Raw genomic sequence first — 18,142 nt, 5'->3', positions numbered from 1 at the left:
TTGGCGTATATTATTAGGAAAGTAGACGTCTTTGATGAAACCAGAGTTTGGGATCCCCCTCAGTACGAACCCTTGAAGCGATTTACTGAGCTAGTTGAGTGGAAGAGAACCGGTCCGCTTAGTGGTTACGTAAAGAGAAGGGATCCCGTCACTAGGGAAGAAGTAATAATCTATATAGAGCCCTAGTTCGCCTAGGGCCCAACGCCTAGCCCTTCCCTTAACGACTTAATTTCTTTTAATAGCTCTTCCCTCTCCTTCTCTAGTGCCTTTATCTTCATTTCTAAACTCTCAATTTCGCTCTCAATGAACTCCTTGAGCTTAGCTGGGTCCAACTCTATCATTACTTTACTTGCAAACACCTTGTAAGCTGACTTGGGTTTCGTTTCTTCCAATAACTTCGAAGCTGACTTGAGTTCCTCTAACTCAGCCTTTAACTTAAGGATAGTTTCTTCCACGCTTTTGAGCTTATATTGCAAAAAGAGTAAGGATTCGCTCAAAGCAATTTCACCTTTACTGGGCCTCTTCTCTCACTCTAGGCAAAATTTCATTGACCTTCCTGTTTATCTCTTCTAGCTTCCTGAGCAAGGTTAATCTGACTTGCTCCAAAGCGCTTATTCTGTTCTGAATTGCCTTCTTGGCTTCCTCTACGGGTATCTCTAAGTTGAGTCTTCCGCCCACCGAAGTGATGACCGTGCTCGTGTCCTCTATCTTCGCCTTTATGAAGTTTCCGGCGCCTATTGGGACCAACACTACTTTGCCCTTGCCTTCTTTCGAAACGTAATCGAGCACCTCTAGGCTAGCGTAGAGGTCGTCTATTATCGCGTTAACTGCATCCACTTGGTCCCTTAGGTATTCAGCTTGAGATAGTAAGCTCCTCAATTCGTCTTGCAACGCCTTGACCTTTTCCTCTTGGGTCTGGACCTTTTCCTCTGCCATGCCGCGTCCCTCAAGATAGGAAGAGACGAAATACTTTAAAAGTAGGTTACTTCAACGGTTATATAAAAATATTTCGGTAAACTTCGCGTTCCGTAAGTAATTCTTGGAAGAGATGAACGTATTCCAAAATTATAGATAGACTAAAGGACTCGACTTATAGAAATCGGTAGCCTCTATCCATAGGAACGCTCCGTCTTGAACCATTCGCGCACACCTATAGAATAGAGAACTATGAAGCCTTGAAGAACTACCGATAGGGGCAAGAACAACAAAGCCTTCCTATCGACCCTACCTCTCAAGTAAAGGGATGGCAAAGAAATCATTGCAACTATTGAAATCGGGAAGATGAAGTATTTCGGGGATGGATCGATTAAGGGAAGCAATAACGTCAACGGAACCGCTATTGAATACATTACCATCACGAGAGGTATCGAGAAAATCAAGGCCTCCTTCACGCGTTTCTCCTTCAGAGCCCTCGCCATGCATTGAAGGTACCCTTTATACCAGCGGGCCCTCTGTAAGGCATAGGACCTAAACGTCGAAGGAGCTCCCTCAATTACTTCGTAGTCCAAGGCCCCTATTTCCTTTCCAAGCAACACCAGGAACGCGTCCTCGGCGAGACAGGGCGGAAGGGTGGGCTTGAAAGTAAGCGCCACTCCCTCCCCGCTAGGGGGCACGACTCCGGTCAATTTCTTTATTAACGGAATTGCTACTTCGGTCCAAAGAATCGTTTCCGCAAACGAAAGGTTGCCCCACAGTCCCTTCCCCTTCCTAAGAACCCTCGAAGTGACTATTGGGTATTTCGAGGAGGCCCCAACTAGCTTAGATATGTGTTCGCTACCGAAAACGTCTCCCGCGTCGTATACTACCACTAACTCTCCATTGGCCTCGCTGAACCCCTTGTTTAGGGCTTTCCACTTGCCCCTCCTTCCATGAACCTTTACGATCTTTTTCTTAAAAGGAATTCTCGGTAGGAGCTCCTTAACTATTTCCTCCGTTCCCTCATCTCCTTCCTCCAAAACTACTAGGACCTCCAAAAGCTCCTTAGGGTAGTCTTGCCTAGCGAGGCTATCGATAGTTCTTTCAACGTCTTCAAATTTCTCGTTATAGAAAGGAAGTATCACGCTAACTCTCTTACTATAGGATGGAGGGAAGTCCTCCCATACTTTCCTCTTCCATTTAAGCGTGACGCTTAGACTGGAAAGGAAACTATAAATGAAAGAGGCAGTTAGCGCTGCGACGGCTATCGCGCCGAGCTCCATTAGTCCATCCGACCTTTCGGAGACGCCTCCGTTAAATGTTCTTTAGCATGGAAGGAGTCTCGAAGCGTACTTGTACCTCAAGGCGAGGAGCAAGGGCTTCAAAGAGTCTGGAGCCGCTTTAATGAGGCCCAAGGGGACCTTTACGTCAAAGGCTCTAAACCCCAGCTCCTTCAAGCTCCCATCGACCGTTAAGTACCAGCCTCCGCTAGTGGAGGCCACTTCTATGCCTTGGACTATGCAATTAATGGTGCTAGCGCTCAGGTTAGGGGTCGGTAGTCCGAGGGACTTCGCTAGGTTTAAGTACTTCCATTCGGGATGGTAGGCCCATTTACCCACAATTAGCGCCGGCCTTATTATTCCAACTGTTATTCCTTCGGAGTTCCTAACGATCTCTGCCTCCCCCATAGCTTTCGTAATCGAGAAATTGCCTATTGGTTCGCAGCCCTCCAAGTGGCTCTCCTCTTCCGTTACGACCCCGTTCAAGTCTTTGCACTTCTCAGCGATGCCCATAGCTAAAACAGAGCTTACGTAGACGAACGATTTCAAGCCCAGTTCCTTTGCCACTCTCAAGCTTAGTAAGGCCTTGTCTACGTGAGCTTCCTTCATTTGATCGTAGTTGCCTCTGAGTTTACCTATTGCGTAAATAACCGAGTCCGCGCCGCACCTCTCTAGCGCGTCCTTTAGTTCCTCCTCAGCTATTTCGTTCAATAAATACATTTCCTTTCCGTTGAAGGCCTCCTTAAGGAAGGGTCTCCTCTCCGCGCTCGACTTCCTAGCGATTCCACACGAAGGTAATTCGTTCAACAAGTTAGCGCCTAGGTAACCCCACGCGCCTATGACTGCGTACTTCAATTTCGTTGAAACCGTTCAAGCTGTTGGACTCCTCCCATTTAACTTCACCGCCATCGAGTGACCTGGGAAGAGCCTTGAAGGAAGTGTGGGAAGTGCTCTGGTCTCTCGCGTGTTTGGTGAGAACCGGATGGATGCAAAGGGGCGTCCCGCCCGCGCTAGGGGAAAGCGTGGCGCTCCACTCGTTCTACTCAGCCGTTCTAGCCTATGAGATAGGGGTTAGGCTCAAGAAGAGGGGTCTCAACGTAAATCCCGAAAGGGCGGCGTTAATAGCCCTCTATCACGACTTCGGCGAAGCCAAGTTAGGCGATATACCTAAGTGGAGCAGCGATAGGGCGAAGGAAGTTAAGGAGGCCCTCGAGAGGGAGGCCATAGAGGAATTAAAGGAGGTGCTAGAGGGTTGGAAGCTCTCAATGGAATACATGGAGGGAACGACAGAGGCGAAAGTGGCAAAAGTAGCGGAAACGCTGGCCACATATTTCCAAGCAGAGAAATACGTGGAAATGGGCATGAAGAGAGTGGAGGAGATAAGGGAAAGCATGAGGGAGTCCTTAATGAAAATGGCAGAAGAAATGGGGGAACCTTTGAGGGAATTGCTTCGAGATATACTAGGAAGTGCTTGAGCTGTGGCTTGAGGTATCCGAAGGAGTTCGAGCTATGTCCGGTTTGCGGAAGCTACTTGGTCGATGAGGAGGCTCCCTCTACGGAAGGGTGAAGAGTTCAGCCTTGACCGAGACGCACCCATCGTTTTCTCTATTTCCATAGATATAGTTCAAATGGCGTTGCGCGGCGAACTTCCTTGGCGTTGAGCGTGGAATCTGATTTCGAAGCGCTAGCGATACTCGCGACCTTCATGGTAATATCGGAGGAGTTCAAGGAATCGGGACTCTTCCAGAACTTAGCTGCGAGAATAAACTCGTATTGGATCCTAGGTCTGGTGGCTCTAGCCGCCGGCGCCTTCCTAATGAACGATGGAGCCATGTACGTAATAATTCCAATAAGCGTGGCGATGGGTTCCAATGAGGTAACTCCCTTAATAGCTGCTTTAGTAAACTTGGGTTCAGCGCTAACTCCATTCGGTAACCCACAGAACGTAATAATATGGAACGAGTTCAAGATACCTCTAGAATTATTCATTAGCAAGATGTCCCTCGGACTGGCGTTACCGATCGCAGTTTCCTTGTACTCCTTAAAGGGGTACGAGAAGAGGAGCCTAGGAGAGACCGTTCCCCTCAAGGGCTCCGAAGCCTTGGTTGCGTTAGCTTCTCTCATTGTAGCAGTAGCTTTAATAAGGCTCGAACTATCGTACCTCGCCCTCTTGAGTTCCTTCGCTTCGTATATTTCCTTGTATAGGAAGGCTCCGAAAATCGAGTGGAAAGTGTTGGCGAGCCTCTCTATTATGATTGTTCTATTTAAATGGATCGGTCAGCACTTGAAAATCGACGCATCCAGTCCATTGGAAGTCTTCCTAATGTCCGTAGGCTTGTCCCAAGTCATCAGTAACGTTCCCGCTACGCTGATTCTCCTAAACGTCACTAGGGACTGGTTTCCCTTGGCCTTAGGCGTAAACGTTGGAGGACTGGGAACCCCCATAGCCTCACTTGCCAACGTTATCGCAATTACCATTTCCAAGGCTAGCTTGAGAACTTTCGTTAGGGTTAACGCTATACTTCTAACTATTTCTATTGCGTGGGGGCTAATTGTCATATCTCTAATAGGGTAATTGGGGTCACCACCAGAAACCGTCCTCATCGATCAGTCAATCTAGCTCAGATCATCCCTCGAAGGGAGCGTTCAGAACTACCTTGTCCCGCCCCAGATCGCAATTTTCGGAAGAGCATATAGATATTGCGTACGCTCCTCCCTCCCTTATCTCTACATAGTGATACGTTCCTGGCGGAATCATTACCAAGTCCCCTTCGCTTACTTCCACTTCCTTAACTCGATTTCCTTCCAGGTACTTAACGAGGCCTTTCCCGAGGAACACGTAGACCTCGTAGACAGTTTTATGCATATGGAAATCTTGGGACGAGGAGGGGGTAGCGAAGCCTATTTCGAACGTCTTCGAAGCTAGTACCTTTCCAGGTTCCCATACGGACTCCCACTTAAGCTCAGTTGGACGGGGCCTAGCCACTACTAGCTTAACGCCTCTATCCTTGGCGGCTTTGCTCAAATCCTCGTACTTAGCTATTAGGGGACCATTCATAGCATTCCAAACAAGCCTACTTAGGGGACCAATTATAAGATAATGGGCCTAGCTGGATAAGGGGTAGCATTTGATAGTCGTTAAGGCTGGAGGTAGGACCCTACTCAATAACATGGATAACATTGTAAGGGACATCGCGAGATTTGAAGGCGTTGTTTTCGTTCACGGTGGAGGAGACTTAGTTGACGAATGGGAAAGGAAAATGGGAATAGAGCCGAAGTTCAAGATCTCGGCTTCCGGAATAAAGTTCCGCTATACTGACGAAACGGAACTCGAAGTGTTCGTAGCCGTACTGGGAGGGCTATTGAACAAAAGAATAGTGAGTAGCTTGGAGAGGTTAGGGAAGAAGGCCATAGGTTTGACGGGAGCGGACGGGAAGCTGGTTGTAGCTGACAGGAAGAAAAGGGTAATAGTAAAGGAGAAGGTCGGGGAGAGGGAAATCAAGAGAGCCATCCCGGGAGGGTACACCGGTAAGATAAAGGAAGTTAATGGCGATCTCTTAACCAAGTTGGTTGAAATGGGTTACACGCCCGTGATCGCGCCGATAGCCATAAGCGAGGAAGGGGAGCTTCTGAACGTTAACGGTGATCAAATGGCGAGCGAGATAGCTAAGGCAGTAAGGGCTGACTACTTAGTTCTCTTGACCGATGTACCGGGGGTTCTCATGAATGGTGAAGTAATTAAGGAAATAAAGTCGTCAGAGGCGGAAGAGATTGCTAAGGAAATAGGACCCGGAATGAACATAAAGGTAATAATGGCGGGGAGGGTCGCTTCGAGCGGAACTAAGGTAGTCATATGTGACGGGACGCGTGAAAACCCCTTGAGGTGTTTGGAAACAGGCGAAGGCACTTGGGTCGTTCCCTAAATCCTGTATTCCTTCCTAAGCGAGTAACATCCCTCGCCCTTCTCCAGAATCCCTTTGTTCAATAAACTCTCCAACACTCTTATTGGCTTCTTGATGCCCTTCAGTTCCAAGTCCCTAAGTAGTATCAAGTCCCCTATCGATTTATGTGCCAAGAAGTACTGAACCACTATTCTCTCTTCTGGAGTTAACTTGTGCCACGGAATCTCCTTGGGCATCTCGGAAGTCCCCCTCGGTCCACTAATTGCTTCTAAAGAACAGTTGGTATAAGTTTCCGGTAAAGCTCTCAATCGTTACGCCGATAAGAGGACTGCGTTCTTGATGTCTGAAACGTACGGAGGCGCTTTGTTGTTCAGATGTTGCTGCGTTTTTCAATCCCTTTCCTCTTTTTCTTTTTTCTCTTTTTCCTCTAATCGTTTCCAAAATTCCTTTGCCAATTCCGTAAGAGGTTTCCCCATAACGTCGGCTATCCTAACGGTTTTCGTACCCTTTGGGGTCTTTACAGTCATTTTTATATGTCAGCTTGCGGGCAGTCCCGTAGGTTTACCTTTTCTATTCCCTATTGGGACTCTACACTTCCTATTTCTCTTCCTTGAAGGAATTTACATATATATTTGCTTTCTATTCCCTATTGGATCTCTACCCGTCCTTCCCTCTGTCGCTTATGATTCTCAATTTCAGTTTGCTTTCTATTCCATATTGGGATTCTACAGTATGTCCGGTGGCGGAATGGGAGGATTAACGAAGACCTTCTTTCTATTCCCTATTGGGATTCTACAGTTGGCAGTGGAGGATTGCAATGTGGACAGGATAGTTAACTTTCTATTCCCTATTGGGATTCTACTTTGTAGTTCCTGAAGAGAACCTTCTTCCTGTCCAATTCTTTCTATTCCATATTGGGACTCTACAGTTGGAGACCTGTCAACATCGAAAACCTTAGTGAGTATTACAACTTTCTATTCCCTATTGGGACTCTACTGAAAACATTTCGAGATGAGGAAAAGAGTTTACATGAGAAAGCTTTCTATTCCCTATTGGATCTCTACTAGAAATGTATGACGTCGTCAGCAAGAGCCTTGAACAAATCAACTTTCTATTCCCTATTGGATCTCTACAGGAACAACAAAGACGAACCGATGAGAGTATATTGGGATCTTTCTATTCCCTATTGGATCTCTACTGTTTACGTCAGTCATAACGCTTTCTCATACGTACGAAATGCTTTCTATTCCCTATTGGATCTCTACAAAATCTCTGCTGTCGCACTCGTTCCCGAGCCTGGTATTAACTTTCTATTCCCTATTGGATCTCTACTTGCTTCGTATTGATAATACATCAGAGCGAGATAGGGTTCATCTTTCTATTCCCTATTGGATCTCTACTATTGATAGATCGAATAAGCCTTTCTTGTTGTGCTTCTTTCTATTCCCTATTGGATCTCTACCCGAGATAGAGAATGTCGACGTAAAGTTATTCGAAAGCGCGTTCTTTCTATTCCCTATTGGATCTCTACCGTTGCCCTCCTATTTAAACAACCTCTTTCTCACCTTTTAACCATTTCCCTTCATCTGCCTTTCCACATTCATACCTTTCCTTTCAGAACTTAAACTCAAGTAGTTGTCCAATATATGCATGTATGTGCTTGTATAAGGTAGGCTGGAGTAGAAATCCCCATGATCATTAGAGTTCTCATGATCGCTTATTAACCCCTAAATGCAACTTCTCATTATAAAGATCGATCTTGAAAGGACCGCGTACTGATGGTCTAAGCTCAAGAGTGGTAAATCGAGTTTGATTTTGCAAATACAATGCTAATTGATTGAGTTGAAATGGAATTGACCATTGGGAAGGCTAGTAGAAACTGAAGGTGATTAATGAGACCATTAATTCTGAATTCAAATGGTTAAGGTTGAGGGAATGAGTGAATTAATTGTGAGTAAATGGAAAAGTGAATTTGGACAAGAGGTGGAGATGGGGATTCACCATCCCATGGTGAATGGGTTTGAAAGCAACTTAATGACTTAAACTTAACAATTAAGTTAAGGGTAGTAGTAGGGGAAACGAAATGGTAGACGTTGTGAAAAGGGCAGCGGAACTCTTGAAAGAAGGCGCGGTGATGTTACCGGAAACGTGCCCTCTGTGTGGATCGCCCCTCTACAAGCTCAAAGACGGGAGGATAGTCTGCCCAATCCATGGAGAGATACGAAAGATAACGTCCCGTAGGGAGGAAACTGAAATAAAGGTCGATAACACTCTAGACGACTTAATTAACGCAATCCTAGAAAAGGTCATTGACTTCACTTCGAAGATACCTAAGGCCACGAAGTTAGAGGCTGACGAACTCAACATATGGCTTTCGAACCTCGAAAAGGCAATAGAAATTAGGAGGAAGTTGAGCATAAGTAAGAACGAGAGCTAAAGTTGCTTTCGTAGGAACTATTTCCACATCGTCGTCACGCTTTTAATAAGGATAAAGGAATAGGATGAACTGGCGTACGAGATTGGAGGACCTCATAAACAGGATAGTTTCTATTGTTTCAGAACACGATAAATGGAGGCATTCCACGATAAATTTGATAGCTAGCGAAAACGTAATGAGCCCGCTCGCCGAAAGCCTTTACTTAAACGACATGTTACATAGATACGCAGAAGGAAAGCCTAGGAAGAGGTACTATCAGGGGACGAAATATATAGACGAAATAGAGCTGTTAGCTTCCGATCTAATGTCGAAGTTGTTCTCTGCTAATTACGCGGAAGTGAGGCCTGTTAGCGGAACTACTGCCAACGGAACCGTGTTCTACGCGCTCGGAGGTTGCGGGAAGAAGGCTCTAATTCCCCCAGTTCAAGCAGGCTCCCACGTCTCCCATACCAAGTTCGGTATCTTAGGTGCCCTAGGCATCGAACACATAGAAATGCCTTACGATAAGGACAATTTCAACATAGATGTCGATAAAGCGGTTAAGATGATCGAAGAGGTTAAGCCAAGCTTCGTCGTCCTCGGAGGTAGCATGTACCCATTCCCGCACCCAGTAAAGGAAATAGCCGAGGCAGCCCACGCGGTCGGGGCTAAGGTAGTATACGACGCGGCTCACGTATTGGGTCTAATTGCCGGCAAGGCTCTATCTAACCCGTTAACGGAAGGCGCTGACGTCATGACTGCTTCCACTCACAAGACCTTCCCCGGACCCCAAGGCGGGGTCATCCTAACGAACGATAGGGATCTATACAAGAAGATCTCGAAAATAGTATTCCCTGTGTTCGTGAGCAACCATCACGCTCACCGGCTACCCTCTCTAGCAGTCACCGCCATCGAAATGATGAACTTCGGGGAAGAATACGCGAAGCAAATAGTATCGAACGCGAAGGCGCTAGCGGAAGAACTTCATTCGTTGGGCGTGAAGGTCTTAGGCGAGAAGTTAGGCTTCACTCGGACGCATCAAGTGATACTCGATCTCTCAGATAGGGGAGGTGCAGCGGAAGCGGTAGTGAGGCTAGAGGAAGCCAACATAATAGCTAACAAGAACTTGTTGCCATGGGATCCGCCGGACGCGATAGCGAATCCAAGCGGAATAAGGTTAGGCGTTCAAGAGATGACCAGGTTCGGTATGAAGGAAGGGGAGATGAAGGAAATAGCGAAGTTCATCTCGGATGTACTAAACGGAAAGGACCCGAAGGAAGTTAGGGAGAAGGTAATTGAATTTAGACGGGAGTACGTGAAAGTTCACTACGGCTACGAACTAAACGAAGTTGCCTTAAAGAGATTCAAGGAATACCTGGAAATGGCCCTCAACCTAACCCTTTAACCTCTTCCCAAGCCCTTCTTATATCGAACTTAAAGGGCAGTAAGTATTTGGGGTTCCGAACTACAGCAGCGGGATGATAGGTAACTATTACATCAACTTTGACTCCTCCGTACTCGGCTTGAAACCTCCTACCCCTCATTTCCTTCAAGCTTCTATCCACTCCCAAGAGCGCGTAGGAAGCTGTTTTTCCGAGGGCAACTATCACCTTAGGCCTTAAGCAAGATATTTCTCTAATTAAATATGGTTTACACGTTTCTATTTCAGACCTAGTGGGGGTTCTGTTGTTAGGTGGTCTGCACTTAACGGCATTGGTAATGTATACGTCTTTCGCTCCAACCTCATCTAACGTTTTCCTGAGGAGGATCCCGGCCTTACCCACGAACGGTCTACCGAGTTCGTCTTCCCTCTTTCCGGGCGCTTCCCCAACTAAGAATAACTTTCCACTGCCCATGAGCTCTCCCGGGACGGGCCTCGTCCTATATTTGCATAGTTCGCATGAACAGCAACTAAGCACCTCTTCCCTAATCGCTGAGATACAGTCTTGTGACATTTATTAGCCTTTTCGTCTTATTTAAATTTTAACTTAAAAGTATACACGGTTTGACTCTTCAATTAAATCTTTCCGTTTTCTTTCGTTTCAACCCACGCCCTTCCAAGGTTATCTCTAATTTGGAGTTTATTTGCTTTTCTAGTTTCCTTTAGTAACCTAACCTAATCTCATGATGAAGTCCCCGATTTGATGGGGAATCCTAGAAGATCCCCAAACGTACCCTTATTTTAATGTGAATGGAGAAAAATGGTTTTGAAATGAAACCAGCTCGGAACCCATGGAGAGGTTGGAAGATTCTTTAAAGAACTATACATTATAATAGAATTTTTGAAGCCCGAAGAAAACTAAATCAATCGAGTTCAAATTTTGAAATAGAACTGAGAGGGTCTTCGTCTATAAAGGCCCGAAGGCGTTGAGTACAACGGAAGCGGATGAGCGTGCAGGGACGATCTGAGCTTTATCCCCAGCGATGATCGGCTTTGGTGGAGCGAAGGCGACGCTAACACGGGTAGTGAGATTCAAGGAACGATATTGGATCTTCGGCTCGCGTTAGGCTTCTACCTATTATTTCGTAGTTGGCGCCAGCCCTTATCGCTGAGCAAGGTAGGGCTCCTTGCGCTCCAACACCGGGAGATATTATCTCCTTGAGCCAAATGGCCCTTACCTTCCTTATTAACTCCGGCTTAGTAGCGGGAGCAACTATTCCGTCGGCCAGTTCGTATGCTTCTAAAACGAACTCCCTCCAGTGGAGATCAATGAACTCCTTGGAACCTTCGTGACTCATTGAAACCAGCAGATAGAGCTTGTCGACTTCCCTTCTAAGTTCCCTTAATGCGTCCTTCCTTCCAACGAAGGCGTGGGCTATGTATGCGTCAGCTCCAACTCTCTTAACGATGTTTATCATTGTGTAACTTATGTCCGCTAACTTCAAATCAGCTATAACTTCGCCGTACTCCCTTAGTTCCCTCACCCTATTCCCTTCAAGTAAGAGGGGCCATCCGACCTTGAACGCCCTCACCTTACCCTTCAGCCTTTCGGCCACTTTCAGTGCCCATTCCCATCCCTCACCTATTGGAGGATCCAAGGCAACTATGACTGGATAGAAGGTAGTTCACCGAGGAATTGAACTAGAGGGGGTTTAATTTGAAGGCTCGAAATGTAGCCAATACCATCATCGAATCGGCTTCCGACGCGGCTCTCATCGCCTCCTGTACACTAGTGCCAGCACGGCCGGTACTAGAGTGTAAGCCACGGATATCAGTAGGAGTATCGCCGCTAAGCCTATAGAGGCACCTATCTCCCTAAGGGCCCATATCTTGGAAGCTACCATCGATAAGTAAGCAACTGAGAAAGTTAAGGCGAAGCCCATAATGAGTTTAGATAGCTTGGATGAGGTGTAAAGCAGTACGTTCAGCATGTTAACGCATTCCCCGTTTAACCTCACTTTACACTTCTCCATGCCCTCCTTAACCCCGTATAGGTAGAAAACTAAGTAATCGCTACCTATGCTTAGTATTGCTGTAACTAACAGGGGTACTACTAACCACAGCATAGGAATCGAGAACAAGGTCCTGAACAACAAGTTACTGAGACCCAACGAAACGGCTATTGGCACTAAAGTGGAGATGGCCGTTGCCAAAATGAATTCCATTCTTTCAAACACAACTACGAATATAGCCGAGCTAAGTATTATCATCAAAGGCGTCATGTAACTCAAAATTACGTTGTTTATTGCGTTTGACACGTCGTAATTGATTGCACTCTCTCCTCCAACCAAGGCCTCTTCGAAGAACTGGTTCTTCGAACTAACCCATTTCTTTAAGAAAGACCTCATGTATCCGACGTAATCTATCATTACGTTGCTATCCGGCGGGTAATGAGGTAACAAGTAAATTACTACGTAACTTCCCTTAACGAAGCGATCCGCCCCCAAGAGCTTCAGGGCGTCGTAGTCGTAGCTAACGAACTTGCCTAAGGGTCTGGTAACGGTGAAGGCGTAATCGAAGTAACCGCTCTCCAAGAAGTACTGGACTAAGTTATCTATCTGCTCAGTAACTTCTGCTATAGAACTTGAGTTCCTTAGCTTCAACAAGATTACTGTTTGCCCTATAACGCCCGGGCTAGAGTACTCCTCTAGAACGCTTAGGCTCTTCACTGAAGGGGCGTCCGGAGGTAGGAAGAGGAACAAGTCGTATCCGGGAGGCCAGTACCTGAGGGTTAGAACGCCTATCAGCGCTAAGGTCAACGCCAGAGCGACCGTTAGCCTGGGGAACTCGACAGATAGAGCAGCCAACCCAGGCTTCTTCCTCGGCATGGGCATCGGTTCTACGTTAAGGACGTCTGCAATGGATGAGGCCATTAGCGGACCTAGAGTAGAAGTGAGCATTATCGCTAATGGGACGCTTACTCCTATTGAGCTCAAGCTTGGGAGGAACACTGTTGCGAGGGCACCGAAGAGCAAGAATCCCGTTGAAGCTACACCGGAGGCCAGCAGTATAGGTTTCATCGCTTCCTTTAGACCGACCTCCCTCGACCTGCTGGTTGCGTAAAGGGTGTAGTCTATCCCTACACCCAGTACCGTTGCCGTTGCCACTATCAAGTCTATCGTACCCGGAACGAAGCCCGTTACTTGAGACAAGGCGAAGAGAACTAGATCGTACACCTTCAGTACTATCAAAATTATAATTAGTGGGATGAAGGTCAGTTTCAAACTCCTCGTCGATAGAAGCAATACTAACAACACGGCAACGGTTGAGAACAAGTTCACGTCGTTCAAGCTTTCGTTAACGTGGAGTTGGACGTCCTCGTTCAGGAGGTCCGTACCGGTGAAGTGAACGTCCCTTACGCCGCTTAAGTTACTTAGAACGCTCTTGATCTTCGAAACTTCCTCGTACCTCAATGGGGAACTAATTAGAAAGATCGGGTGTTTCTCGTCCTTTCCGACTAGAAGCTCGTAAGCGGTGTACTTAGATATGAACTTCGAAGCGAGCTCCGAACTTAATTCGTTGGTTTTCTCCAGAGCGCAATCTATATCGGGACATTGAATCAGTTCCTTGACGAATTCGTTTACGTCTATCAGTTTGAATACGAGCTGAGAAAGCGCGAAAGAAGAGGACCTTTCCATAAGTTCCGTAACTACTACCTTGAACACTATTTGATTTACTAGCTCGTCATTGAGACCTGGCGTCCAAGCGAGCAGGTAACTTAGAAGTAGTTCGGCCGCCTTTTGACTTAAGCCACTGGCTTCCAATTCCTTGACGTAGCCCTTGAAGACGTTAACTAGCGCTATCTTCTTTGCTTGCTCGAAGTCCTTCGAATGGGCCATAGCGAAAGCTATTTCCTTTGCGTAAAGGGAGCCGCTAGCGTTGAGGGTCTGATATAGCACTTCGTACTCGCTCGGTTTAACCCCCTCGAACGCTATCTCGAAAGCTATTGGATGGGGGACCCCGAACCCCCTCAATTTCTCGTAAATGGTTTCCTTAGCGAAGTAATCTAGCCAGTCGCTCGTGAGGCCCCTGTAGGCTAAGCTCACGTTAAGGGAGAGCGGATCAACGCCATAGAGATCGTTAAGGACCTTTAAGAGGCCTTCCGTTTCGCATCGCGATAGGGAAACGCTTAGGGGGGAATTCGTCGTTACGCTCTCCCTAATTGCGGTAGCGATGCATCCGTTGGTCACGTTCATATATTTTATTATAAGTTCGGCCCGAGCCTCAGCGTGACCCTTTATGCCTCCTAGTAGGAGTATTGCCTCGTTGGCAGGGACGTTGTAAATTAGCCTTAGGGCTTCAACGAAGGCCGATTCCAAGACTTCTCTCTTAACCTTTGGTCCCAAGCTCAATGCGATGGTAATTATGGTCTTAGATGATTCTGGATCTAAACCGAATAATTCCCCTACGTCATTTGATAGGGAATCCGGTGCTATGGAAACGAACCTAGCTAGGGTCTGTGCAACGAAGGAGGACCTCTGCCTCGGGTCCTTACATATTTCGTTCAAGTCCTTCGGCCAAGCAGCCGCAGTCTCTAAGAACGCATTAGATAGAACATTACCGAACGTTCTTTCAAGAGTAGAGTTAGATTCGCTAATAATTACGCTTACTTCCCTGATCGATAGGCCTCCTTTAGAACATTCCAGCTCCAATACTCGGTTGAACTTCGAATATATCTGACGGAAGACCTCGTTCACCTTAACGATCGAATCGTAAATTTTCCTAGCCATCTCCAACTTCTCGTTTAACAAAGCCTCGCTCTCGTTAAGCTTCAAGTAAGTTTCAATTTCCGTTTGGTAGAATTTTTCTTCGAATTCGTTAACGGCCTTAGATACGTTCAGTAATTCGCTATAGACGTTTCTCTTAACGCTATCCAAGTTCTCTAAAAGAAGCTTTAAGTTCCAGAGGGAACTCATTTGCTCTACAACGTATATGGAAATCGCGTCGAATTGGTTTATCAAGCTCTTCATATACGAGAGATAGGGGAAGTATTGCTTAACGTAGTTAACGAGCGCTTCCGAGACCCTATCCCTTATCTCCTCGTTCAATATGTTGTAATTTAGAGAGGAATTAAGAGAGAACTCAGATAGTATTCTCTCGACCTTCTCATAGAAGTTGGGCGAGAAGCTAATTTCCTCGTTGGTAACATTGAATATTATCACGTTGCTCGCATTGAGCGATGAGGAACTGGTTACGTTCGAGACCTTCATTGATTCGGCTGAGCTAGAGAGCAAGGGCGCTGAAGCCATTCCGCTCTTAACTTTCGGTATCGGTACTAGGTATCCTATGACGGTAATGGTCAGTAGGATCGTTAGGTAAAGCGCTTGGTTCCGCCTCACTCCCCGTACACCGCGTCCTTTGGGAAGGACGCGTAGATCTGTAATAATTTGTTCAACAATTCTCTATCATAAGTAGCAATTAGGTCGCCAGCTACTCTAACGCCATCGACCTTCACTTTCAAGACTTCCTCGTTCACGCCCCCGCCTACGCGAATCAGCAAGGGGACAGCTGCCGCCAAGTCCACGTTTCTCAATTTGCTCCTAACGTCTACGGCTGCTAGGGCCTTCCCTTTGGCCACGCTGAGCAAGTCCAGCGAGATAGACCCGGGAGTCCTGATCTTCGGTTTACCTAAGATGGAGTATATGCCCTTGAGTATCTCCATTTCCCTCTCTATTAGGGGATCTCCGTAGAAGAATAGTACCTTCTCTAAGCGGCCTTTCGAGAACTCCTCGCTTCCTTGGAACGCCCTAGGCCCTTCGAACGAGTAGCAAGGGTGGCCGAACGCTGGGCAGAGCGCCCCGGCCTCCACTTCTTCCAACGAATCTCCCAACGATATTCCTATACTGACCGCGAAGTAAGGCGAACCCACGACGTAGTTCAAGCTCCCGTCCACTGGATCGACAACTGCGAAGGGGGGACCTTCCCCTAGGGTACCTCTCTCCTCAGTTACTATGGCGCCTTTGAATCCCTCCTCCCTTAAGACGTTAATTATTACCTCCTCGGCCTTAAGGTCCATTCTCCTAGATACGTCCGAACCGTGGTCCTCTACTATCTCAGTTTCGTTGGAGTTCAGGAAGGTGTTCCTTAAGTACTCCGCGGCCTTGGAAGCCGCTTTGAGAGCCATCTTCCTATATGTCCTCACATCCGTAGACGTTTTCGCTCACCTCAGCGCCTTTCTCGCGGAGGAAGTTCAGTATTTCGCTCACTGCCTTCTTCACTAGTTCCTCTTCTACGCCGTTAACTCCCGCTCCCACAACCAAGGCCCTTTTCGTGTCTAGGGTCACCATGGTTCTCCTTGAGTCCCTATAAGGGAACAAGTGCATTGGTCCCTCTTCGTCCGCTAATACTACCTCGTTCCCGTTCAACCTCACCTCCCCTTTCCCAATAGGGAGAAATATCTCGCCTTCCCTCGCTTTTCTCAGTATCATTGAGTCCTTCGCTTTGTCCAAATCATATATTCCTATTGGAACTAGATACCTCAAGCTAACCGCGTTCCCTAGGTCGACCAGAGAATTTATTGTAGGGATGCTACCCCTCAAGGCCCTTCTGAGCAGTGCCTCTGAGGAAGGCCTTATCTTAGTTGGATCAATGCCAATTCTCCACATAAAGTCTCTATACGCCCTTATTACTGGAACGTCCTTTACTTTCTCTAATACGTACTTTCTCCTAACCTCCTCCTCTACCTTCCTCAAGAATTCAGTTACTTCCGCGTCTTCCTCCTTCACTTCGACGCCTTCCGCCCATCCGTATATCAAGTAAGCCCCTTTCTCTCTAGCGTATGCATCCCTAGCTATCCTCATTTCGCGAACCTCCATTCAGTTTCCCTACCTTTGTCCAATAGCTTTACCCCGAGCTTATCTAGTTCGGATCTTATCCAGTCGCTCAATTCCCACATTTTCCTTTCCCTTAACCTACTTCTAACTCTAACTAATAGGTCCACGAACGGTTCCACGCCCTCCACGCGTTTCTCTTCAAATACAGCAAACACTTGGTCGGCCTCTTCAACGAAGTTGAGCGTTATCGCAGCCACTTCCCACGAATCCGTCTCGTTGGCTATTCTGAGGGCCTCCCTTACCTTGGCCCAAGCCTCTGGAGTATTGAAGTCGTTGCTCATAGCTTGATGGAACTCCTCCCTAAGCTTCCATATATCGTAAATTGCCTTTACCTCCTCGTCCTTGAGCGAGCCCTTGGGGTAGCCTTTCTCGACAGTTCTCCTAAGCTTGTCAACGCTCATCTTCATTCTCTCAAGGGCTACCTTCGCTTGGTCAAGTCTATCATATGAAAAATCTAGTTCCGAGCGATAGTGGGCAGTGGTGAGCCAGTACCTAACCACATCGGCCGGATATTCTTTCAATAGATCTACTAAGGGAACTATGTTACCCAAGCTCTTGCTCATCTTTTCCCCTTTTACAGTCAAGTAACCGCTGTGAAGCCAGTACTTTACCCATGGCCTTACCCCGAACCTGGCCTCGCTCTGCGCTATCTCATTCTCATGATGTGGGAAAATTAGGTCCCTAGCCCCGCCATGTATGTCGAATTGCTTTCCCAGGTACTTACTGCTCATAGTGGAACACTCTATGTGCCATCCAGGCCTCCCCTTACACCAAGGACTCTCCCACCAAGGCTCGTTGGGCTTAGCACACTTCCACAAAGCGAAATCGTATGGGTTCTTCTTGTCCTTCACGAAGGTCTCTTGACTCCACATCTCCTTGTCTTTCACACCGGAAAGTTGACCGTAGTATGGATACTTGTCCACATCGAAGTAGACCCCGGAAGGAGTTACGTATGCGTATCCCTTTTCAATTAAGTCCTTTATGAATTCTATTATATCGCTAATGTGTTCGGTAACTCTCGGATGAATGGTAGGGAATACCTTCATCTCTTTCATTAAATCTAAGTACTCCTTTGCGTACTTATCTGCTATTTCCTTCCAGCTAACCCCAAGCTCGTTGGCTCTATTGATTATCTTATCATCGATGTCAGTTATGTTCTGAACGTGTATTACGAAATACCCTCTTAAGCGTAAGTACCTCTTCACAACATCGAAGGCGACCCAAGTTCTCGCGTGGCCTATGTGACTGTGATCGTAGACAGTAGGACCGCAAACGTACATTCTTACAAGAGGAGGTTGAAGGGGTTGAAAATCCTCGTATTTTCTAGTTAGAGTATTATAGACCTTAATCACAAT

General features: G+C 46.8%; 18 protein-coding genes and 1 CRISPR repeat array. Of the genes, 6 read left to right on the top strand and 12 right to left on the bottom strand.

Translation table 11 applies throughout. The annotated features are described in order from the left end of the window. Complete coding sequence (locus EYM_RS05940; RefSeq protein ID WP_075050124.1) at window positions 1–186, top strand: hypothetical protein; 186 nt, start codon at window positions 1–3, stop codon at window positions 184–186. A 5-nt stretch (window positions 187–191) separates the two neighbouring features. Here EYM_RS05940 and EYM_RS05935 read toward each other — a convergent pair whose 3' ends face one another. The 4 genes from EYM_RS05935 to EYM_RS05920 all read right to left on the bottom strand — a co-directional run bounded on the left by EYM_RS05935 (window position 192) and on the right by EYM_RS05920 (window position 3,050). Continuing rightward, window positions 192–497 carry a prefoldin subunit gene (locus EYM_RS05935; RefSeq protein WP_075050123.1) on the bottom strand — a complete coding sequence of 102 codons (306 nt, stop codon included), beginning with the start codon at window positions 495–497 and terminating at the stop codon, window positions 192–194. A 13-nt stretch (window positions 498–510) separates the two neighbouring features. Continuing rightward, window positions 511–936 (bottom strand): prefoldin subunit alpha, encoded by a 426-nt coding sequence (gene pfdA, locus EYM_RS05930; RefSeq protein WP_075050122.1) that lies wholly within the window; start codon window positions 934–936, stop codon window positions 511–513. Between the two features lie 173 nt (window positions 937–1,109). Continuing rightward, window positions 1,110–2,198 (bottom strand): glycosyltransferase family 2 protein, encoded by a 1,089-nt coding sequence (locus EYM_RS05925; RefSeq protein WP_075050121.1) that lies wholly within the window; start codon window positions 2,196–2,198, stop codon window positions 1,110–1,112. A gap of 42 nt (window positions 2,199–2,240) precedes the next feature. Then, a complete protein-coding gene (locus EYM_RS05920) occupies window positions 2,241–3,050 on the bottom strand; it encodes an NAD-dependent epimerase/dehydratase family protein (protein WP_075050120.1) in 810 nt (269 codons plus the stop codon). A gap of 83 nt (window positions 3,051–3,133) precedes the next feature. Here EYM_RS05920 and EYM_RS05915 point away from each other — a divergent pair, with 83 nt between their 5' ends. Beyond that, complete coding sequence (locus EYM_RS05915; RefSeq protein ID WP_236943453.1) at window positions 3,134–3,670, top strand: HD domain-containing protein; 537 nt, start codon at window positions 3,134–3,136, stop codon at window positions 3,668–3,670. A gap of 176 nt (window positions 3,671–3,846) precedes the next feature. Next, on the top strand, window positions 3,847–4,770 hold the full coding sequence (locus EYM_RS05910) for an ArsB/NhaD family transporter (protein WP_075050119.1): 924 nt from the start codon (window positions 3,847–3,849) through the stop codon (window positions 4,768–4,770). 51 nt (window positions 4,771–4,821) lie between these two features. Here the strand turns inward: EYM_RS05910 and EYM_RS05905 are convergent, their stop codons facing one another. Further along, window positions 4,822–5,253, bottom strand: coding sequence for a cupin domain-containing protein (locus tag EYM_RS05905; protein ID WP_075050118.1), 432 nt, complete (start codon window positions 5,251–5,253; stop codon window positions 4,822–4,824). A gap of 70 nt (window positions 5,254–5,323) precedes the next feature. Between EYM_RS05905 and EYM_RS05900 the strand changes: the two genes are divergently transcribed. Beyond that, the gene (locus tag EYM_RS05900) at window positions 5,324–6,118 is read left to right on the top strand and encodes a [LysW]-aminoadipate/[LysW]-glutamate kinase (protein WP_075050117.1); all 795 of its coding nucleotides are present in this window, start codon (window positions 5,324–5,326) and stop codon (window positions 6,116–6,118) included. Here the strand turns inward: EYM_RS05900 and EYM_RS05895 are convergent. Further along, window positions 6,115–6,333, bottom strand: a complete 219-nt coding sequence (locus tag EYM_RS05895) for a PolB1-binding protein PBP2 family protein (protein WP_075050116.1) — start codon at window positions 6,331–6,333, stop codon at window positions 6,115–6,117. The genes EYM_RS05900 and EYM_RS05895 overlap by 4 nt on opposite strands. A gap of 330 nt (window positions 6,334–6,663) precedes the next feature. Next, window positions 6,664–7,628: a CRISPR direct-repeat array (repeat unit 26 nt; unit sequence CTTTCTATTCCCTATTGGATCTCTAC). 552 nt (window positions 7,629–8,180) lie between these two features. Between EYM_RS05895 and EYM_RS05890 the strand changes: the two genes are divergently transcribed. Beyond that, window positions 8,181–8,534, top strand: coding sequence for an Sjogren's syndrome/scleroderma autoantigen 1 family protein (locus tag EYM_RS05890; protein WP_075050115.1), 354 nt, complete (start codon window positions 8,181–8,183; stop codon window positions 8,532–8,534). Window positions 8,535–8,598: 64 nt separating this feature from the next. Next, window positions 8,599–9,918: a serine hydroxymethyltransferase gene (gene glyA, locus EYM_RS05885; RefSeq protein ID WP_075050114.1), complete on the top strand. Its 1,320-nt coding sequence runs from the start codon at window positions 8,599–8,601 to the stop codon at window positions 9,916–9,918. Here the strand turns inward: glyA and EYM_RS05880 are convergent. The 6 genes from EYM_RS05880 to cysS all read right to left on the bottom strand — a co-directional run bounded on the left by EYM_RS05880 (window position 9,902) and on the right by cysS (window position 18,139). Further along, window positions 9,902–10,468 carry a uracil-DNA glycosylase gene (locus EYM_RS05880; RefSeq protein WP_075050113.1) on the bottom strand — a complete coding sequence of 189 codons (567 nt, stop codon included), beginning with the start codon at window positions 10,466–10,468 and terminating at the stop codon, window positions 9,902–9,904. The two genes, glyA and EYM_RS05880, sit on opposite strands and share 17 nt — an antisense overlap. Before the next feature lie 499 nt (window positions 10,469–10,967). Beyond that, complete coding sequence (locus EYM_RS05875; RefSeq protein ID WP_083495089.1) at window positions 10,968–11,561, bottom strand: orotidine 5'-phosphate decarboxylase / HUMPS family protein; 594 nt, start codon at window positions 11,559–11,561, stop codon at window positions 10,968–10,970. Window positions 11,562–11,666: 105 nt separating this feature from the next. Further along, window positions 11,667–15,293 (bottom strand): MMPL family transporter, encoded by a 3,627-nt coding sequence (locus tag EYM_RS05870; RefSeq protein ID WP_075050111.1) that lies wholly within the window; start codon window positions 15,291–15,293, stop codon window positions 11,667–11,669. Continuing rightward, complete coding sequence (locus EYM_RS05865; protein WP_075050110.1) at window positions 15,290–16,096, bottom strand: inositol monophosphatase family protein; 807 nt, start codon at window positions 16,094–16,096, stop codon at window positions 15,290–15,292. Before EYM_RS05865 ends, EYM_RS05870 begins: the two co-directional genes overlap by 4 nt. Next, a complete protein-coding gene (locus EYM_RS05860; protein ID WP_075050109.1) occupies window positions 16,083–16,769 on the bottom strand; it encodes a B3/B4 domain-containing protein in 687 nt (228 codons plus the stop codon). The genes EYM_RS05865 and EYM_RS05860 overlap by 14 nt, the downstream gene beginning before the upstream one ends. After that, the gene (gene cysS / locus EYM_RS05855; protein WP_075050108.1) at window positions 16,751–18,139 is read right to left on the bottom strand and encodes a cysteine--tRNA ligase; all 1,389 of its coding nucleotides are present in this window, start codon (window positions 18,137–18,139) and stop codon (window positions 16,751–16,753) included. Before cysS ends, EYM_RS05860 begins: the two co-directional genes overlap by 19 nt. Window positions 18,140–18,142 lie beyond the last annotated feature (3 nt).

Origin of the sequence: Ignicoccus islandicus DSM 13165 (assembly GCF_001481685.1) — an archaeon.
Taxonomy (GTDB): Archaea; Thermoproteota; Thermoprotei_A; order Sulfolobales; family Ignicoccaceae; genus Ignicoccus; species Ignicoccus islandicus.
This window is presented reverse-complemented; position numbering and strand designations above follow the sequence as displayed.

Coding starts and splice junctions, on each gene's coding strand:
- pfdA (WP_075050122.1), bottom strand. CDS start 936: ATGGCAGAGGAAAAGGTCCAGACCCAAGAGGAAAAGGTCAAGGCGTTG.
- EYM_RS05925 (WP_075050121.1), bottom strand. CDS start 2,198: ATGGAGCTCGGCGCGATAGCCGTCGCAGCGCTAACTGCCTCTTTCATT.
- EYM_RS05905 (WP_075050118.1), bottom strand. CDS start 5,253: ATGAATGGTCCCCTAATAGCTAAGTACGAGGATTTGAGCAAAGCCGCC.
- EYM_RS05895 (WP_075050116.1), bottom strand. CDS start 6,333: ATGCCCAAGGAGATTCCGTGGCACAAGTTAACTCCAGAAGAGAGAATA.
- EYM_RS05890 (WP_075050115.1), top strand. CDS start 8,181: ATGGTAGACGTTGTGAAAAGGGCAGCGGAACTCTTGAAAGAAGGCGCG.
- glyA (WP_075050114.1), top strand. CDS start 8,599: ATGAACTGGCGTACGAGATTGGAGGACCTCATAAACAGGATAGTTTCT.
- EYM_RS05880 (WP_075050113.1), bottom strand. CDS start 10,468: ATGTCACAAGACTGTATCTCAGCGATTAGGGAAGAGGTGCTTAGTTGC.
- EYM_RS05860 (WP_075050109.1), bottom strand. CDS start 16,769: ATGGAGGTTCGCGAAATGAGGATAGCTAGGGATGCATACGCTAGAGAG.